This is a genomic window from Hymenobacter amundsenii (genome assembly GCF_002204745.1).
Classification (GTDB): Bacteria; Bacteroidota; Bacteroidia; order Cytophagales; family Hymenobacteraceae; genus Hymenobacter; species Hymenobacter amundsenii.
Map to the genome: position 1 here is coordinate 40,687 of NZ_NIRR01000011.1, position 16,865 is coordinate 57,551.

The 16,865-nt window shown below is 59.1% G+C and carries 16 protein-coding genes; 12 read left to right on the top strand and 4 right to left on the bottom strand.

Translation table 11 applies throughout. The annotated features are described in order from the left end of the window. The first annotated feature begins 132 nt into the window (after positions 1-132). On the top strand, positions 133-2,193 hold the full coding sequence (locus tag CDA63_RS08730; RefSeq protein ID WP_088464069.1) for an ABC transporter ATP-binding protein: 2,061 nt from the start codon (positions 133-135) through the stop codon (positions 2,191-2,193). 287 nt (positions 2,194-2,480) lie between these two features. Then, the gene (rnr, locus tag CDA63_RS08735; protein ID WP_088464070.1) at positions 2,481-5,141 is read left to right on the top strand and encodes a ribonuclease R; all 2,661 of its coding nucleotides are present in this window, start codon (positions 2,481-2,483) and stop codon (positions 5,139-5,141) included. 96 nt (positions 5,142-5,237) lie between these two features. Here the strand turns inward: rnr and CDA63_RS08740 are convergent, their stop codons facing one another. Further along, positions 5,238-5,747, bottom strand: coding sequence for an energy transducer TonB family protein (locus tag CDA63_RS08740; RefSeq protein ID WP_088464071.1), 510 nt, complete (start codon positions 5,745-5,747; stop codon positions 5,238-5,240). A gap of 80 nt (positions 5,748-5,827) precedes the next feature. Here CDA63_RS08740 and CDA63_RS08745 point away from each other — a divergent pair, with 80 nt between their 5' ends. From CDA63_RS08745 to CDA63_RS08755, 3 genes are all read left to right on the top strand, one after another. Continuing rightward, complete coding sequence (locus CDA63_RS08745) at positions 5,828-6,799, top strand: polyprenyl synthetase family protein (protein ID WP_088464072.1); 972 nt, start codon at positions 5,828-5,830, stop codon at positions 6,797-6,799. Between the two features lie 126 nt (positions 6,800-6,925). Continuing rightward, on the top strand, positions 6,926-7,573 hold the full coding sequence (locus CDA63_RS08750) for a rhomboid family intramembrane serine protease (protein WP_088464073.1): 648 nt from the start codon (positions 6,926-6,928) through the stop codon (positions 7,571-7,573). Between the two features lie 98 nt (positions 7,574-7,671). Further along, positions 7,672-7,959, top strand: coding sequence for a PLD nuclease N-terminal domain-containing protein (locus tag CDA63_RS08755; RefSeq protein WP_199797516.1), 288 nt, complete (start codon positions 7,672-7,674; stop codon positions 7,957-7,959). 91 nt (positions 7,960-8,050) lie between these two features. On the opposite strand, the gene CDA63_RS08760 is transcribed toward CDA63_RS08755, so the two are convergent. Next, complete coding sequence (locus CDA63_RS08760) at positions 8,051-8,674, bottom strand: hypothetical protein (protein WP_088464074.1); 624 nt, start codon at positions 8,672-8,674, stop codon at positions 8,051-8,053. 141 nt (positions 8,675-8,815) lie between these two features. Between CDA63_RS08760 and CDA63_RS08765 the strand changes: the two genes are divergently transcribed. The 3 genes from CDA63_RS08765 (at position 8,816) to CDA63_RS08775 (ending at position 11,147) form a co-directional block, all read left to right on the top strand. Then, entirely contained in the window at positions 8,816-9,670 is an 855-nt protein-coding gene (locus CDA63_RS08765; protein WP_088464075.1) for a glycerophosphodiester phosphodiesterase family protein, read from the top strand. A gap of 219 nt (positions 9,671-9,889) precedes the next feature. Further along, complete coding sequence (locus CDA63_RS08770) at positions 9,890-10,288, top strand: TetR/AcrR family transcriptional regulator (RefSeq protein WP_088464076.1); 399 nt, start codon at positions 9,890-9,892, stop codon at positions 10,286-10,288. A gap of 295 nt (positions 10,289-10,583) precedes the next feature. Further along, positions 10,584-11,147: an acyl-CoA thioesterase gene (locus CDA63_RS08775; RefSeq protein ID WP_242434613.1), complete on the top strand. Its 564-nt coding sequence runs from the start codon at positions 10,584-10,586 to the stop codon at positions 11,145-11,147. Between the two features lie 424 nt (positions 11,148-11,571). On the opposite strand, the gene CDA63_RS08780 is transcribed toward CDA63_RS08775, so the two are convergent. Together CDA63_RS08780 and recF are read right to left on the bottom strand one after the other, a co-directional pair. After that, entirely contained in the window at positions 11,572-11,895 is a 324-nt protein-coding gene (locus CDA63_RS08780; protein ID WP_088464077.1) for a DUF721 domain-containing protein, read from the bottom strand. 67 nt (positions 11,896-11,962) lie between these two features. After that, positions 11,963-13,078: a DNA replication/repair protein RecF gene (gene recF / locus CDA63_RS08785; protein WP_088464078.1), complete on the bottom strand. Its 1,116-nt coding sequence runs from the start codon at positions 13,076-13,078 to the stop codon at positions 11,963-11,965. 69 nt (positions 13,079-13,147) lie between these two features. Here recF and pdhA point away from each other — a divergent pair, with 69 nt between their 5' ends. From pdhA to CDA63_RS08805, 4 genes are all read left to right on the top strand, one after another. After that, complete coding sequence (gene pdhA / locus CDA63_RS08790) at positions 13,148-14,311, top strand: pyruvate dehydrogenase (acetyl-transferring) E1 component subunit alpha (RefSeq protein WP_242434614.1); 1,164 nt, start codon at positions 13,148-13,150, stop codon at positions 14,309-14,311. 186 nt (positions 14,312-14,497) lie between these two features. Next, a complete protein-coding gene (locus CDA63_RS08795) occupies positions 14,498-15,268 on the top strand; it encodes a tetratricopeptide repeat protein (protein ID WP_088464079.1) in 771 nt (256 codons plus the stop codon). 276 nt (positions 15,269-15,544) lie between these two features. After that, positions 15,545-16,021: a 6,7-dimethyl-8-ribityllumazine synthase gene (gene ribH, locus CDA63_RS08800; protein ID WP_088464080.1), complete on the top strand. Its 477-nt coding sequence runs from the start codon at positions 15,545-15,547 to the stop codon at positions 16,019-16,021. A gap of 301 nt (positions 16,022-16,322) precedes the next feature. Further along, positions 16,323-16,706, top strand: coding sequence for a TraR/DksA family transcriptional regulator (locus tag CDA63_RS08805; protein WP_088464081.1), 384 nt, complete (start codon positions 16,323-16,325; stop codon positions 16,704-16,706). Positions 16,707-16,865: the final 159 nt, after the last annotated feature.

The following is a 16,865-nucleotide window of genomic DNA, read 5'->3' on the forward strand; positions in this document are numbered from 1 at the left end:
GACCGCAAAACTCCCGCCGGAGTATTCCGGCGGGACGTTGCTGTTTCGGGGTTAGTGCGCCCGGCTTGCCGGCTCGGCAGGCGAAGCGGTACCAGGGCGAAGCAGCCCCGTGCCCTGCTATCTTTACCGATTATGTCCCAGCCCATTCTCTCCGTCCGCGACCTGACCATTGATTTCCACAGCCACCGGGGCAACACCCGGGCCGTGGAGGGCATTTCCTTCGACCTGCACCGGGGCGAAACGCTAGCCATCGTGGGTGAATCGGGCTCGGGTAAGTCGGTGACATCCCTGGCCTTGATGGGCCTGATTCCGATGCCGCCCGGCCGGATTGCCAGCGGTGAGGCCCGGTTCCAGAGCGAAGCGCTGGGAGAAGTGGACCTGCTCACGCTCACCGACGACCAGCTCCAGCAAGTGCGGGGCAACGATATCGGGATGATTTTTCAGGAGCCCATGACCTCCCTGAACCCCGTGTACACCTGCGGCAGCCAGGTAGTGGAGGCCCTGCGCCTGCACACCCGCCTCAGCGAAAAGCAGGCCCAGGCCCGCACCGTGGAGCTATTCACGATGGCCCGCCTGCCCCGGCCCGAGAAAATATTCGCCAGCTACCCCCACGAAATCAGTGGCGGCCAGAAGCAGCGCGTGATGATTGCCATGGCAATGGCCTGCAACCCCGCCCTGCTTATCGCCGACGAACCCACCACGGCCCTCGACGTGACGGTGCAGGCCCAAATGCTGCGCCTCATCGACGAGCTGCGCCGAGAGCACAACACGGCCGTGATCTTCATCACCCACGATCTGGGTGTGGTGGCCGAAATAGCCGACCGCATCCTCGTTATGTACCGCGGCCACGTGGTGGAGCAGGGACCGGTGCTCGATATTTTTACCAACCCCCAGCACCCCTACACGAAGGGCTTGCTGGCCTGCCGCCCAAAACTTTCGGTGGGCCGCAAAAAACTTCCCGTAGTGGCCGATTTCATGCGTGAAACAGCCGATGGGGGCTTTATCACCACTGAAACTGTCGCGGGTCAAGTGCCTGATGGTGAAAGCGGTGATGACGTCATTGCGACCTCTCACAGTGAGCGTGAAACCACCAAAACGTTCCCCGTGGAACATGGTGTTTCACGCTCCGTGGAACCGAAATTTGGCCTTGAATTGGCTCCCAGCGCAGAATCCGGCGTGGAACTTCCGCTCGCGCAGATGCCTCCCATGGGTCCGGCGACTCCGGGCTTTGATGCGGGGCTGGTCAGTGAAAATGGGGTGGGAGCAGCTGCGGATGAAACTTTGGGAGCTGGTGCGGCTCCCGAAGTTTCATCCGCAGCCCAGGGTTTTAACCCTGGAACGCCGGCCGACCCCAAGCACGAAACCCAAGCCCCCTTATTACAGGTACAGGACCTGAACGTGTATTTCCCGGTCCGCAAGGGGTTTTTTAACCGGAAGCCGGAGTTTGTGCGGGCCGTGGATGGGGTGAGCTTCGAGATTTACCCCGGCGAAACGGTGGGCCTGGTAGGGGAATCGGGCTGCGGCAAAACGACGCTGGGCCGGGCGCTGCTACGGCTGGTGGAACCAACTTCAGGCCGCATTCTGTTTGAGGGCGACGATCTGGCGAAGCTGCCGGCCGAAGCGTTGCGCCGTCGCCGCCGCGATTTTCAGATGGTGTTCCAGGACCCCTACGCCGCCCTCAACCCCATGATGACCGTGGGAGAGGCCATTCTGGAGCCCATGCGGGTGCACGGTGTGGGTGGTACCAAGCAGCAGCAGAAAGACAAAGTGCTGGAGCTGCTGCGCACGGTGGGCTTGCGCGAGGAGCACTTCATGCGCTACCCCCACGAGTTCAGCGGCGGCCAGCGCCAGCGCATCTGCATTGCCCGCGCCCTGGCCCTGCAACCCAAGTGCATCATCTGCGACGAGTCGGTGTCAGCCCTCGATGTGTCGGTGCAGGCGCAGGTGCTTAACCTGCTCAACGACCTCAAGCGCGAGTTCGGCATCACCTATCTGTTCATCACCCACGACCTGTCGGTGGCCCGGTTTATGAGCGACCGGCTACTGGTCATGCGCCAGGGCCAGATCGTGGAAAGCGGTTCTGCGGCTGATATTTATGCAAATCCCCAGCATCCGTACACGCAGCAACTGCTGGCCGCCATTCCCAAAGACACCCCGGCCGACATCCGGGCCGCCGTGGCCAGCCGGGCGTAGTAGAAGGAACGTCCACTTCGCGTACCGTTGCTGGCTTTCGAACAATGCTGTGCTGCAACACTGTTATAGGATGCGCGCAGCAGAAGCTGGATGCTACGCTTCTTAACCCAACCATAACCCCGCTATCGAAGTAGGATATAGTTATTAGCCGTTATATTCCGTAGTATCTTACCAAGCCGGTTCGCCGGCCCCTTTTTTCATTTCCCGAAAGACCCGGACAGTTTCCGGCTTTCCTCTCATTCAACCTCTGCCGCCTGAGAACAGACCATTGCCGGCGGCCCGACTACATGAAACAACCCTCTTCCAAAGCCCCCCGCGCCCCTCGCGCGAAGGCCCAGCCTACCGAATCTACCCCGGCCCCGGCCGTTGCGGCCGCCATCAGCCAGGACCAGATCATGCGGATTTTCCGCGATAACCCGGGCAAAGTCCTGACCTACCGGCAGCTCTCGCGCCGCTTGGGCGTGACCACCAAAGACCAACGCGAAGTGGTGTTTGCCCACCTGCGCGAACTGCGCCAGAACGACCAGCTGCTGCTGATTCAGAACGACGAGTACCGCCTCACCGATGAGGCGGCCGCCGCCTTCGAAGCCGCCCCGAAAGGCCGCATCAAGGGCACCCGAAAAGCTAAGAACGACGGTGCCGAGCCGGAAGCCCCTGAGGCCCCGGTGGAGCCCGGCGAGCTGCCGCCCGGCAAGAAGCTGCCCCGGGGTGGCCGGGTAGCCGAGAGTGAGTTCGGCCAGAACCCAGTGGTGCACCGCCGCCGCGAAGCCGGTTTCGATTTTGCCGATGCCGACGACCCGCAGGCACCCCGCCGCCGCCGCGAAAGCGGGGGCGATACTATTGTGGGCACCGTGGCCCTGGCCACCGACAAGTATGCCTTCGTGATTAGCGAGGAGACGGAGAAGGACGTGCGCGTGTTCACCGACCGTCTCAAGTTTGCCATGCAGGGCGACACCGTGCGGCTGCGGCTGCGCAGCTCCCGCGACGGCCGCCCGGTGGGCGACGTGGTGGAAGTGCTCGACCGCAAGCGCCCCGAAGTAGTGGGCCGCCTCCAGATTCGCGACAACGTGGCCTTCGTGAAGCCCGACAACCGCAAAATGTATTTCGATGTGTACGTGAGCCAGGACGACCTCAACGGCGCCCAGCACGGCGAGAAAGTACTCGTCCATGTCACCGAGTTTCCGGAGGAAGGCTCCGACCGTTCGCCCGCTGGCGTAATTGAGCGCAGCTTTGGGCAGGCCGGCGGCAACGAGGCCGAAATCAACGCCATCATGGCCGAGTTCGGCTTGCCGTTTGAATTCCCGGCCGAGGTAGAGGCTGAGTCGGAGGAGATGAGCACCGAGATTGAGGCCGCCGAAATCGAGCGCCGCCGCGACTTCCGGGGTATCACGACCTTCACCATCGACCCGGCCGACGCCAAGGACTTCGACGATGCACTCTCGATTCAGCAGCTCGAAAACGGGCATTGGGAAATCGGCGTCCATATTGCCGACGTAACCCACTTCGTGCGCCTCGACACCGCTCTGGAAAGCGAAGCCCGTCAGCGGGCCACCTCGGTGTACCTCGTGGATCGGGTGATTCCGATGCTACCCGAGCGCCTTAGTAACGGCCTCTGTTCGCTGCGTCCCAACGAGGACAAGCTGACCTTCTCGGCCGTGTTCGAACTCGATGAGAACGGCAAGCTTTACAGCACCTGGCTGGGCAAAACCATCATTCACTCCGACCGCCGCTTCGCCTACGAAGACGCCCAGGAGCGCATTGAGGGCTTGGATTCCGACTACACCCAGGAAGTGCAGCTCATGAACCGCATCGCCAAAAAGCTCTGCGCCGCCCGCTTCAAGCAGGGAGCCATCAGCTTCGAAACCCAGGAAGTGAAGTTCCGCCTCGATGAGGATGGTACGCCGCTGGGCGTGTACGTGAAGGAGCGCAAGGATGCCCACAAGATGATTGAGGAGTTCATGCTGCTGGCTAACCGCAAGGTGGCCGAGTTCGTGTTCAAGCTCAAAAAGACCAAGCCGCGCTTCACGATGGTCTACCGGGTCCATGACTCGCCCGACCCCGAGCGCCTCCAGAACTTCGCCCTGTTCGCCAAGAAATTTGGCTACCAGCTCGACCTCAACAACCCCCAGAAGCTGAGCACTGAGCTCAACGACCTGAGCACCGAAGTGGTGGGCCGCCCCGAGCAGAACGTGCTCCAGACCCTGGCCATCCGCACGATGGCCAAGGCCACCTACACCACCGACCCGCGGGGGCACTTCGGTCTGGCCTTCGAGCACTACTCGCACTTTACCTCGCCCATCCGCCGCTACCCCGACATGATGGCCCACCGCCTGCTCGAGCACTACCTCGAAGGCGGCAAGAACGTGGAAGTGGAGCCTATTGAGGAGGAGTGCAAGCACTCGTCGGAGCGCGAGAAACTGGCCGCCAGTGCCGAGCGGGCCAGCATCAAGTTCAAGCAGGTCGAGTTCCTGCAAGACCACATCGGCGAGCAGTACACCGGTGTCGTGTCGGGTCTCACCGAGTGGGGCATGTACGTGGAAATTGCCGAGAACAAGTGCGAGGGAATGATCCGCGTGAGCGACATTCCCGGCGACTTCTTCGAGCTCGACAAAGACAACTACCGCCTCGTGGGCCAGCGCAACAAGCGCATCATTCAGTTCGGCGACGAACTGCAGGTGGAGGTGAAAGCTGTGAACCTGCTCGACCGTACCATCGACTTTGCCCTCGTGGATGACCGCCCCGACGACGTAAAGCAGCGCGAGCATCAGGAGCGCCGCGACAGCAGCAGCAGCCCCCGTGGCTACCGCCCCGAGCGCAGTGGCGGCAAGTCGGGCGGTGGCAGCAGCAAGGGCGGCCGCAGCGACGGTAAAAACAGCAGCAACAGCGCCGGCGGCCGCTCCGACGGTAAGAGCAGCAGCAAAGGCGGCGGTGGCAAGCGCCGCCGATAACGCCCTAAGCGGCAAAACCCGATGCCTGCATGAAACGAGAAGCCCCTGTTACCGGCAACGGTAGAAGGGGCTTTTTGCTGCCAGGGCCGGGGATGTCTACTTAAAATCCACTGGTACTGTCACCCTCATATCGCCGGGCTGACCGCCGCGCTTGCCCGGGGCGAAGGTATTCAATCTGCCTACCGCCGCTACTGCTGCGGCATCGTAGGCCGGGGTCAGGCCCCGGCCCGGCACTACGGCGATTCCGGATAAGGCTCCTGACGCCAGCACTGTAAACTGCACCATCACCGACCCGCGCTGCCGTGGGCCACCGGGCCGTTTTAGGTTCTTGCTGATGAGTGTGTACATGGCCTGCGCCCCACCCGGAAAAGTGGGTACTGTTTCCACCTGCATGTATCTGCCCGTGGTAAGCGCCACCGAATCGAGGGCGGTGGGAGCTGGCGGGCTCGGCTTCGGGGCTATAGGCTGTTGGTTCGTTTTAGGGGGCAGTGGCACGATGGGGTCGGGCGGGCGGGCATCCCAGCGGTTGTAGGAGTTCTGGACTAGGGCCATAGCCGGCAGCAGCAGCGAAACCAACAGTAGCAGCAGCGAAGGGTTAACTCTCATGGCAGGGAAGATACGAAGTTGGTCGGAGCAGCGCTTCCCGCAACCCGCCGTACCTTTCCCTGCTCAACCTGATTTCCCACATGGACCTCTCTTTCGTTACCGATAAACTCAATGCTGGCCTGGCCGGCCTGGCCTACGGCGACCAGCCAACGAGCCTCTACGAGCCCATCCGCTACATCATGAGCCTCGGCGGCAAGCGCATCCGGCCCGTGCTCACGCTGCTCGGTGCCCACCTGTTTACCGACGAGCTTGATGCCATCGTGAAGCCCGCCCTGGCCACCGAAGTCTTCCACAACTTCACCCTGCTCCACGACGACCTGATGGACCAGGCCCCCCTGCGCCGGGGCCAGGCCACGGTGCACGAAAAGTGGAATCCCAACGTAGCCATATTGAGCGGCGACGTGATGCTGGTGCGGGCCTACGAGCTGCTCTTCGATGTGCCTGGGCCCCTGCTGGCGCCCCTGCTGCGCCGGTTCTCGCAAACGGCCGCCGAGGTCTGCGAGGGCCAGCAGTGGGATATGCACTTCGAAACCCAGTCCGACGTCAGCATTGCCCAATACCTCGATATGATCCGGCTGAAAACGGCCGTGCTGCTGGGCTTCGCACTGGAGCTGGGCGCCCGGCTTGGCGGGTCTTCGGAGGAAGATGCCGACCACCTGCGCCAGTTTGGGGTGGATATCGGCCTGGCTTTCCAGCTCCGCGACGACCTGCTCGACGTATACGGCGACGCCGCTACCTTCGGCAAGCGCGTGGGTGGCGATATTCTGGCCGACAAAAAGACCTACCTGCTGCTCACGGCCCAGGCCCAGGCCAGCTCCGCCCAGCGGGCCGTGCTGGCCCGCCACATCGGCCAGCCGGTGCCCGATGAGGACGCCAAGATCGAGGCCGTGCGGGCCATCTACGACGAGCTCGAAATCCGCCCCCAGACCGAAGCGCTTATCAACGACTACTTCCTCGATGCCTTACAGCATCTGGAGCGCGTAGCGGCCCCCGAAACGCGCAAAAAGCCCCTGCATCAACTGGCCCTCCAACTCCTGGAGCGCGAGCAGTAGCCGGCAGCCCTGGATGTTTGGCAAATGAACAGTGTCATGCTGCGCTCCGCTTAGCATGACACTGTTCATTTGCCCGAATCTTCATCTGATACCCCGTATCAACTTCCCCCTCCCCAACCTCTACGAATGGAATTATCCGCCACCCTCGTGCTGGCCGTGCTTACGGTCGGCATCTCACTTTACGCCTGGTCGAATCCCGAATTTCTCGACAGCTGGATTCTGGAGCCCTACCGCATCCGGCGCCAGGGCGGCGAGTGGTACCGCTTCATTACCTCTGGCTTTCTGCACGCCGATTTCACCCACCTGCTCTTCAACATGATTGCCTTCTACTCCTTCAGCCGGGTAGTAGAAAACATCTTCGCTTACGCCTTCGGGCCCACCGCCGGGTTGCTCTGGTTCCTGCTGCTCTACCTGGGCGGCATCGTCGTGTCCGATATCCCCACTTACCTACGCCACCGCGACGACCCCGGCTACCGTTCCCTCGGCGCCTCGGGCGGGGTGTCGGCGGTCATCTTCGCAGCCATCCTGTTCAACCCGGCCGCAGGCCTCTACATCTTCCCGTTGCCCTTCGAAATCCCGGGCTTCCTCTTCGGCCTCCTCTACCTGGCCTACTCCTACTACATGAGCCAACGCCGGGCGGGCGGCGACAACATCAACCACGATGCCCACTTTTACGGGGCGTTGTACGGTATTGTGCTCACCCTCATCCTTATTCCACGGGCAGCCACCATCTTCTGGACACAATTGCAGAATTATGTTGGTAATCATCTGTAAATCAGTTATTTAAGTATAAAAACGGCAATTTAGTAATATCTATTTCGGCGCTGATGCGTAAAGGGGCCATCATCTCTCCAAAATTCATCTTCCCTGCCATGAACACGCTTACCACCTTCACCAAACGTTTGCCTGGCTTCGGCCTGATGCTTTCCCTGTTCACCGTTTCGTTGCTCAGCTCGTGTAGCCGTTTCAACACCGACGGTAGCTTGGCCACCTGGGGCTACATTATTCTGGCTCTCGACGTATTCGCCCTCTTCGACATTTTCCGTCAGAACTGGGGTATCGGCAAGAAGATCCTCTGGGCCGCCATCGTGTTCCTGTTTCCCCTCGGTGGTCTGATCATCTACTTCCTCTTCGCTGGCCGCGGTAAATCGAGCACCTAATAGGGTTTGCTGTAACCGATAAAGAAAGAAGCCCCGCTGTACGTTAGTACGGCGGGGCTTCTTGTTATGCGGAACCACAGAGGGGAGTTATTTACTTGCCACCCACCAGCCGGCGCTTTTCCATGCGGGCCACGTGCTGCAAAATGGCGCCGGTATTCGTGATTTGGGTGGCTTGCCAATGGTCGCCGCGGTTAAGCATCTTCACTTCCAGCACCAGCGTGGTATCGTAGCGGGGTTGGGTGAACTCCAGGCCAATCAGGGCCTGCTCGCCCTCTTCGCGGGTGTAGGCAATACCCTTGAAGCGGCTGCCTTCGCCTACTACTTTGCCGGCCAGCCCCAGCATCGATACGTTTACCAGGCGCTTGGGCGCGGCGACCGTGGCGGCTTCTACCGAGCCGGTTTCTACGTAGCGTTGCACCTCCTTGCGAGCCGCCTGCACCAGCTGGGGCTTCAACAGGCTCAGGGCTCCCGTCATGGCCAGGCCCCCGGGGTTGAGCACGCCCAGGGCCGAGCTTTGCTTCGTGACGTCGTTCACGAGGTTGCTCGTCACGCTGTTCACGTCTACGTACTGCTCGAAGGCGGCTGGATCGTGGTCGTCGAGGGCTTTGTAGGCCTGCATAAGCGAGTACTTGGGTGCGTTGCGCACCTTGTAAAAGTAGAGGTAGCCTCCAACGCCAACCGCGACGAGAACAATGAGGATGAGGAGTTTTTTCATGGGGCGTAAAGCCAGGGGAGTGATAAGTGGGAAGGGGAGGTGATGCCCCCGTAAAATTAGCTCGATTTCCCCACGCGGACAGCGTGACTTGCGTAAGCAGAGCTGCCAGGGCACCGTTGCCCCGGCTGTTTCCTGCAAGCCATGTTTCTGCCAACTATCCAGCCGTTTCCTGAGGTCCACGGCCACCGGGGTTGCCGGGGTCTGCGCCCCGAGAATACGCTGCCCGCTTTCCGCGAAGCGCTCCGCCTGGGTGTTGATGCGGTGGAGCTGGACGTAGTAATATCGGCCGACCGGCAGGTGGTGGTATCGCACGAGCCCTGGATGTCGGCCGCCATTTGCCGGCTGCCCGATGGCGCACCTATCGCTCCCGCCGAGGCCCCCCAGCACAACCTCTACCAACTCCCCTACGCCCGTATCCGGGAGTACGACTGCGGCCGCACGCGCCACCCCAGCTTCCCGCAGCAGCAGCCCACGCCCGCCGTGAAGCCTTTGCTCCGGGAGGTGGTAGCAGACCTCGAAAACCTGACCCGCCAGCTGGGCCGGCCGCCGGTTAAATACAGCGTCGAAATTAAGAGCGAGCCGGCCCACGACTACCTCTTCCAGCCCCCGCCCGCCGAGCTGTTGGCTCTGGTGCTGGCCGAACTCCGGGCCCTTCAGATCATGGACCGCACCACGCTGCTTTGCTTCGATAAGCGCGTGCTGCAACTGGCCCACCAAACGGCGCCCGACCTCCCGTTGTGCCTACTCATTGAAGACGAGATTCCGTTGGCTCAGCACTTGGCAGCGCTAGGGTTCCGGCCTGCTGTTGTCGGCCCCGACTTCCGGTTGCTCACTCCCGCCTGGGCTGCGGAACTACGGGCGCAGGCTATTCGGCTGGTGCCTTGGACCGTGAATGAGCCCGCCGATTTACGGGCCGTGCTGGCCATGCATCCCTGGGGGATTACTACCGATTACCCCGACCGGCTGCTGGCTTTGCGGTCAGCGTTTTTGTGCTAAGCCGGAGTGCAACGTTACAAAGGGCTGCCGTTACACAAAAGGAGTTACACAGTGAATAATGTTACGTTGTAACGATTGCAATACAATGTAATAATGTTTTACGTTTTACAAATTATCTTGTGTTACACGTCTATTACGTAACATCTTTACTGTAAGTGTTGGTTACATAACTTGTATTGATGATATTTACATCTCTATCATCTGTTACAGCCGTTACGTATGTCACATCAGGGCGAAATACTGCAGGAAACCATTAAAAGCAGCGGAATCTCGATTACGCGGATAGTGGACGAACTGGGTATTACACGCCCAACCATGTATCGTAAGTTCAAGGACAAGGAGCTTGATTACAATTTTGTAAAGAGAATCGGTGAAATCATCGGACACGATTTTTCGCAAGATTTTACACATGCGCAACAAGCTGATTTATCGTTTAATGTTACATCTGTATCAAAAAGTGTAAACAACGTGTCCGAACAACCCGTTGTATCGCGAACGGCTGTTACTGTATCGTCGGATCCCGATAGTCTAAAACAACTGATGGTGCTCCAGCAGAAGTATATTGCTCTGCTAGAAGACTACAACGAACTCCTGCTGAAGGTGTACGGACCCAAGTAGAACAGAAGTGTTCCACGTGAAACATATTTGTTTCGGCCCTCAAACTACTCCCTGATACAGCAGCCCCAAGGAAGTCTCAGGCCACTATTACACAGTCATTGATGTCCGCCCAGAATCACCCGATAAGCTGGGCCTGTATAGTATCTGTAACTGCTGGCTGAACGGGTACGCTGGTTGGTTGATAGGCCTCCGAACGAGGTAGGGGAGGGGGAGGCGGTCGTTTCGTTTGGCCCAACTGAGATGGGTGCTTGGCGACGGATATCTTTGCTTTCATCTTCCGACTAACCGCCCGTTCATGCCTCCCTTCGTGCTCCCCGATTACCGCCCAGTGTCTTACTCCCGCGTCACGCTCACCGAGCTGATGATTCCGGCTTACGCCAATTTTGGTGGTAAAATCCACGGTGGCATTTTGCTCTCCCTCATGGACAAGGTGGCCTACGCGGCAGCCTCTAAACATGCCGGTAATTACTGCGTGACCGTTAACGTAGATGGGGTCAATTTCCTGCAACCCGTCGAGGTCGGTGAGTTGGTTTCCTTGCAGGCTTCGGTGAACTACGTAGGCCGCACTTCCCTGCTTGTTGGCATCCGTGTAACGGCCGAAGACGTGCGTAGCGGAACCATCAAGCATACCAACACCAGCTACTTCACCATGGTGGCCAAAGACGAGGCGAACAAGCCCACGCAGGTGCCCGGCTTGCTATTGGAAACCCGCGATGAAACCCGCCGCTTTCAGGAGGCCATCAAGCGGCGGCAGCTCCAGGATGAGTACCGCGAACAGTTTGATAATGCCCGGACTATCCTAGCCGTTGAAGACCAGATGAACCTGCTCGAAGACGAGCGGTGCCGCATCGTGTACTAGTTAACCCAAGCTGTGGCGTGGGGTGTTGCGCTAGGTGTAGGGCGCGGTGCTTGACCCGCCCGCCACGGGAACTAACTAGTCAGCGCCAAGAAGGTCTGTTAAACCTCTCCTTTCTAATGGCGGCCAAGGACAAGCCCTCCACCCTAACCCGACGCTCTAACTTAGGTTAACTAACAGCAGATTGTTGTTCCCAGTGTTGAAGATCAGGGTTGCTAGTTGCGCAATGGGTGTGCAGGGGTACGCAGCGGCTTTATGCGTATCCTGCCGGTTTGAATAGTCCGAGATGTATGGTGAGCCTTGGGGGGGCTGGTATGCGAAACTCAGGATGCTGGCGCTTTGGTCTGAGTGCCATCAACCCTGAATATGCGTTGGGCTTCAACCTAGGCAGGAGTACTTGATTCGCAGCAAAGCAGGAGGGGGAAGCCTACAGGAATACGACTTCCTTAATTACATCTTCGCCCACCTCGGCGTTGATATTGGCTAGCACTTTAGTCTTAGCCATAACCAGCTCGTGTTTCAGCGGGGCCGAGGAAAGGCGCACGAAGAGCTTGTTGTTGCTCACGTAAATCTGCTGCGTCTTTAAGGCGACGGCCTTGCCCATGATCTTCTCCCAACTCGCCACGACCGTCACTTCGTTTAGCTTTCCTTGTAAGCGGTAGGCACGCAGCAATGCCGTGATGCCGTCCTTGAGTGGGACGATATCCGACTTGCGGGAATTTTCGGGGGAATACGGTTTTTTGTAGGCCATCTGAGTAAGTTAACGCGCGAGCAACCAGCCCTGACGGCCAACTCCCCAAAGATACCTCGCCCATGGGCTAAAGCCGTGTTACGGTTCCCGATTCGACCCGGAATCGGCGGATGTCTTCCGAAAGGGAAGCCAGCACCCGGTCGGTCCGTTCGAGGTGGGTGTCGGTCAGGAAAATCTGGCCGAAAGAGTGGTTAGCTACCAGTTGCATCAGTCGGGTGATGCGCTTCTCATCGAGGCGGTCGAAGATGTCATCGAGCAACAGCAGGGGCTTTTGGCGCTGGCGCTCGGCCAGCAGCTCGAACTGCGCCAGCTTGAGCGCAATGACGAATGACTTCTGCTGGCCCTGGGAGCCATAACTCTTCACTGGCTTGTCATCCATCAGGAAGGTGAAGTCGTCGCGGTGGGGGCCGGTGGTGGTGCGCTGTAATGTGAGGTCGCGGCGCTCCTGCAGGCGCAATAGCTTCCCGAAGTCGGCGCCGGGCAACTCGCTCTTATACGTAAGTGTCACCTGCTCCTGGCCATCGGCTAGTTGGGCGTAGTGGCGCTGGAACAGCGGCTCGAACTCCAGCAGAAAATCCTGGCGGCGCTGCACCAGCTGTTCGCCCAGCGGGACCAGCTGCTCATCAATAGTCAATAGGTAGTCGCGGTCGTAACCGGCCTGGCGGTCGGTGGCCAGCTTGAGCAGGGCGTTGCGCTGCTTAAGGAGCTGGGTGTAGCGAATAAGTAACTCCAGGTACTCGTGGTCGAGCTGCGACATAAGGCTGTCGAAGTGCTTGCGCCGCTCCTCGCTGCCCTGCCGGATCAGGTCAGTATCGTAGGGCGAGATGAGCACCACCGGGTAGCGGCCGATGTGGTCGGATACCCGCTCATAGGGTTGCTTGTCGTGAGTCACACTTTTCTTCTGCCCCAGGCGCAGGCTGCACTGAATGGTTTCGGCGGGCGCATCATCGGGTCGGCCCCCAAACCGGCCCCGGGTCACGAAGAACTCCGCTCCTTGCTTGATGCTCTGGGCATCGGTGGGGGTGAAGGCACTCTTGGTCAGGGAGAGGTAATGAATGGCGTCGAGCAGGTTGGTCTTGCCGCTGCCGTTGTCGCCGATAAAGCAGTTGATATGGGCCGAAAAGGATAACTGGGCTTCTTCGTAATTCTTGAAGAAAAGGAGGTGGAGGCTCTCGAGGTTCATGCTGGGGGTGCGGACATTGCAATCCTTTTACGTACTTTCGCCTCCCAAACGCGAACAATCGAAACTAAGATGGCGGATACGAAAGTACAGGCTACTTCCAAGGCTTCCAACCCGGCCAAGAAAGCGTCGGCAACGAAAGGCAAAGCAGCCGTTGAGACGGCCAAGCAACCCCAGAACGTGAAGCCGGCAGCCAACAAAGCCGCGAAGGCCGCAACCGACGCGCCCAAGGCTACCTCGCCCGCTAAGGCGGAGTACTCCAAGGAAACCTACCTGACCTGGTATGAGCAGATGATGCTCATGCGCAAGTTTGAGGAGAAGGCCGGGCAGCTCTACGGGCAGCAGAAGATCAAAGGTTTCTGCCACCTCTACATCGGGCAGGAAGCCTGCGTAGCCGGTGCCGTGTCGGCCCTGACCAAGGACGATAAGTGGATTACCGCCTACCGCGACCATGCCCACCCGCTGGCTTTGGGTACCTCGCCCAATGCCATCATGGCCGAGCTGTTTGCCAAAGCCACCGGTTGCTCGAAAGGCAAGGGGGGCTCAATGCACATGTTCGATAAGGAAGTGAACTTCATCGGTGGCCACGGCATCGTGGGGGCGCAGGTGCCTATGGGTGCCGGCATTGCCTTCGCCGAGAAGTACAACAAGACCGGTAACCTCTGCATCGCCTACATGGGCGACGGGGCCGTGCGCCAGGGCGCCCTGCACGAAGCCTTCAACATGGCCATGCTCTGGAAGCTGCCCGTCATCTTCGTAGTCGAGAACAACGGTTATGCGATGGGTACGTCGGTGCAGCGCAGCTCCAATGTCACGGAGCTCTACACCATTGGCGAGAGCTACGACATGCCGTCGGAGCCGGTTAATGCCATGAACGTGGAAGACGTGCACGAGGCCGTAGCCCGCGCCGCCGAGCGTGCCCGCGCCGGCGAAGGCCCCACGTTCCTGGAGTTCAAAACCTACCGCTACAAGGGCCACTCGATGAGCGACCCCGCCAAGTACCGCACCAAGGACGAGTTGGAAGACTACCGCTCCCGCGATACCATTGAGGCCGTGCGCCACACCATTCTGACCCACAACCTGGCGACCGAAGAAGACTTGGCTGCCATCGACGAGAAGATCAAAGGGCAGGTGCAGGAGTCGGTGGAGTTTGCCGAAAAGTCGGACTACCCGACCGCCGACGAGCTTTACCACGACGTGTACGTGCAGCAGGACTACCCTTACATCCGCGACTAGATTTCTTGAGCGGTTGGCTATTAGCTGCTAGCCCTTGGCTCCGTTCTGGAGTGAATGGTTTAAAAGTGAGGAGCCTTGGTAGAGGAGTCTATAAAAGGGCGAACGTAACGGAAGGCACTCAGGTAAGCGTCGATTAATCAGAACAGAGCTAACAGCCAACAGCTGATAGCTAACAGCTAAATTTCAATGTCTAAGATTCCTTACACGGGAAAAAGCCAGCAGGCTCGCCAGCCGCAGACCGTTTCCACCGACCCGCTCCAGCCTGCCGAAGCCTACAACCCCGAGCACCCGCTCATGGAGGACCCCGATGCGCTGGCCATGCGGCTGGTGGAGTCGGAGGATTTTGTGCGTCGGAACAAGAACGTACTGCTTGGGCTGTTGGCTGTAGTAGTGCTGGCCGTAGCCGGTGGCTTCGGCTACTACATGTGGCGCAACTCCCAGGACGAGAAAGGACAGGTAGCCCTATTCCAGGCCGTCGATTATTGGGAGGCTGACTCGTTGCAGAAGGCCCTGAAGGGCGACGGCCGCAACTTGGGTCTGGAGCGTGTGGCTTCGGAGTACAGTGGCACCGATGCTGGCAACCTGGCCAACTTCTACGCCGGCGTAGCCGCCCTCAAGGATGGCAAATACAAAGCCGCCATCGACTACCTCGAAGATTTCAGCGCCGACGACTACCTTGTGCAGGCCCGCGCCTACTCGCTCATCGGTGATGCTCACCTGGAACTCAACCAGCCCAAGGAAGCTGCTGACTTCTACAACAAGGCCGCCAACTACAACGCCAACGAGTACTTCTCGCCCACCTACCTGCTCAAGGAAGGTACGGCCCGCGAAGTAGCCCAGGACTACGCCGGTGCCCTGACGGCATACGACAAAATCCTGACCGACTACCCTGCCGCTGCCGAAGCCACCGAAGCCAAGCAGTACAAGGCCCGGGCCGAAGGACTGATGCGCAAGTAAGCCGTCTTTGAGATGCCTAGTTCCGTTGTACTTGAAAGATGGAATTTAGCATAAAAAATTGATTTTCAGTTGTTTAAAATTGAAAAGGCGGCTTTCGAGCTGCCTTTTCAATTTAGATAGACACCCAGTTAGTAAGCCTATCTTTGCCGTGAAGCAGTTCCCCTGCCTTCGATAAAGCACACAAGGAACACCAAAAGCCCAAAGTGCTTTCGGTAAATAATTGTCTCACAGAACATAAGCTAACAGCCAGCAGCTGATAGCTACCAGCTCATCCAAATGGCTACTTCCCTTAAAAACCTGAGCGACTACACCTCCGACCACTTCATCGACATCTCCGAAAAGCGGTTTGGGCTGGTAGTGGCGGAATGGAACCGCGAAATCACTGATACGCTGGCCCAGGGGGCCTACGATACGCTGCTCAAGCACGGAGCCAAGCCCGAGCACATCTTCCGCAACACCGTACCCGGCAGCTTCGAGCTGACGCTGGGGGCACAACTGCTGGCCCAGCACGACGAAATTGACGCCGTTATCTGTTTGGGCGTTGTTATTCAGGGCGAAACCAAGCACGACGACTACATCTGCCACGCCGTGGCCAGCGGTATCACCAACGTGGGCCTGAAGTTCAACAAGCCGGTCATCTTTGGCCTCGTGACCACCAACACCCTAGAGCAGGCCTGGGACCGGGCCGGCGGCAAGCACGGCAACAAAGGTGTGGAAGGCGCGGTAGCCGCCATCCATATGCTGGGCTTCTGATTGGCTGAACGGAAGTAGCGACTAGCAAGCTAACCGCAACCAGCACTGAGTGCTGGAGGAAAGAACCGTAACAAATACGGTATCGTGCTGATTAGCGGACAAAACCGTAGCTTTGCGGCCGAATACTGCCGGCCCGATGCCAAGCGGAATTACCGTCGCAGATTCCCGATTGCCGGCCAACAGAACGAGATAAACTTATTCGTTTAGGCCGATGTTGGGACTGCTTAACGGTGAACCTTTGCGCCGTTTTCCGTCAAAACCTGCCAATTACCACCTCCCACCATTATCTTCCGGTACCGACATGAGTGAAGCACCACTACGCTATTCCAGGGAAGAGCTGGCCGAGTTTGAGCAAATCATTCAGGATAAGCTCACGGCTGCCCGCAAGGAAGTCTCTTTCATTAAGGAAACCCTGAGCCGCAAAAACGACACCGGTACCGATAACACGGCCTCGTCGTCGAAAGTACTGGAAGACGGAGCCGACACGGCCGAGAAGGAAAGCATGAACCAGCTGGCTTCGCGCCAGATGAAGTTTATCCAGCAGCTCGAAAATGCCTTGGTCCGCATCAAGAACGGCACCTACGGCGTGTGCATTGGCACCGGCAAGCTCATCCAGAAGGAGCGCCTGCGGGCCGTCCCCCACACCCAGCACTCCATCGAAGCCAAAATGGCCCGCCGCGACTAGTGAGTTGCCGATGCCCAGTTGCCAGTTGATAGGTTATACTGACAACTGCCAACTCAATACCCAGCCCGGACCAGCTGCCTGGGTTCCGCCGATTGGTGGGGCCGGGCGGCTGGTCCGGGCACTGTTTTCGGCAATGCTTCGTTGGAAGAATTGCCTCTT

Coding starts and splice junctions, on each gene's coding strand:
- CDA63_RS08730 (WP_088464069.1), top strand. CDS start 133: ATGTCCCAGCCCATTCTCTCCGTCCGCGACCTGACCATTGATTTCCAC.
- rnr (WP_088464070.1), top strand. CDS start 2,481: ATGAAACAACCCTCTTCCAAAGCCCCCCGCGCCCCTCGCGCGAAGGCC.
- CDA63_RS08740 (WP_088464071.1), bottom strand. CDS start 5,747: ATGAGAGTTAACCCTTCGCTGCTGCTACTGTTGGTTTCGCTGCTGCTG.
- CDA63_RS08745 (WP_088464072.1), top strand. CDS start 5,828: ATGGACCTCTCTTTCGTTACCGATAAACTCAATGCTGGCCTGGCCGGC.
- CDA63_RS08750 (WP_088464073.1), top strand. CDS start 6,926: ATGGAATTATCCGCCACCCTCGTGCTGGCCGTGCTTACGGTCGGCATC.
- CDA63_RS08755 (WP_199797516.1), top strand. CDS start 7,672: ATGAACACGCTTACCACCTTCACCAAACGTTTGCCTGGCTTCGGCCTG.
- CDA63_RS08760 (WP_088464074.1), bottom strand. CDS start 8,674: ATGAAAAAACTCCTCATCCTCATTGTTCTCGTCGCGGTTGGCGTTGGA.
- CDA63_RS08765 (WP_088464075.1), top strand. CDS start 8,816: ATGTTTCTGCCAACTATCCAGCCGTTTCCTGAGGTCCACGGCCACCGG.
- CDA63_RS08770 (WP_088464076.1), top strand. CDS start 9,890: ATGTCACATCAGGGCGAAATACTGCAGGAAACCATTAAAAGCAGCGGA.
- CDA63_RS08775 (WP_242434613.1), top strand. CDS start 10,584: ATGCCTCCCTTCGTGCTCCCCGATTACCGCCCAGTGTCTTACTCCCGC.
- CDA63_RS08780 (WP_088464077.1), bottom strand. CDS start 11,895: ATGGCCTACAAAAAACCGTATTCCCCCGAAAATTCCCGCAAGTCGGAT.
- recF (WP_088464078.1), bottom strand. CDS start 13,078: ATGAACCTCGAGAGCCTCCACCTCCTTTTCTTCAAGAATTACGAAGAA.
- pdhA (WP_242434614.1), top strand. CDS start 13,148: ATGGCGGATACGAAAGTACAGGCTACTTCCAAGGCTTCCAACCCGGCC.
- CDA63_RS08795 (WP_088464079.1), top strand. CDS start 14,498: ATGTCTAAGATTCCTTACACGGGAAAAAGCCAGCAGGCTCGCCAGCCG.
- ribH (WP_088464080.1), top strand. CDS start 15,545: ATGGCTACTTCCCTTAAAAACCTGAGCGACTACACCTCCGACCACTTC.
- CDA63_RS08805 (WP_088464081.1), top strand. CDS start 16,323: ATGAGTGAAGCACCACTACGCTATTCCAGGGAAGAGCTGGCCGAGTTT.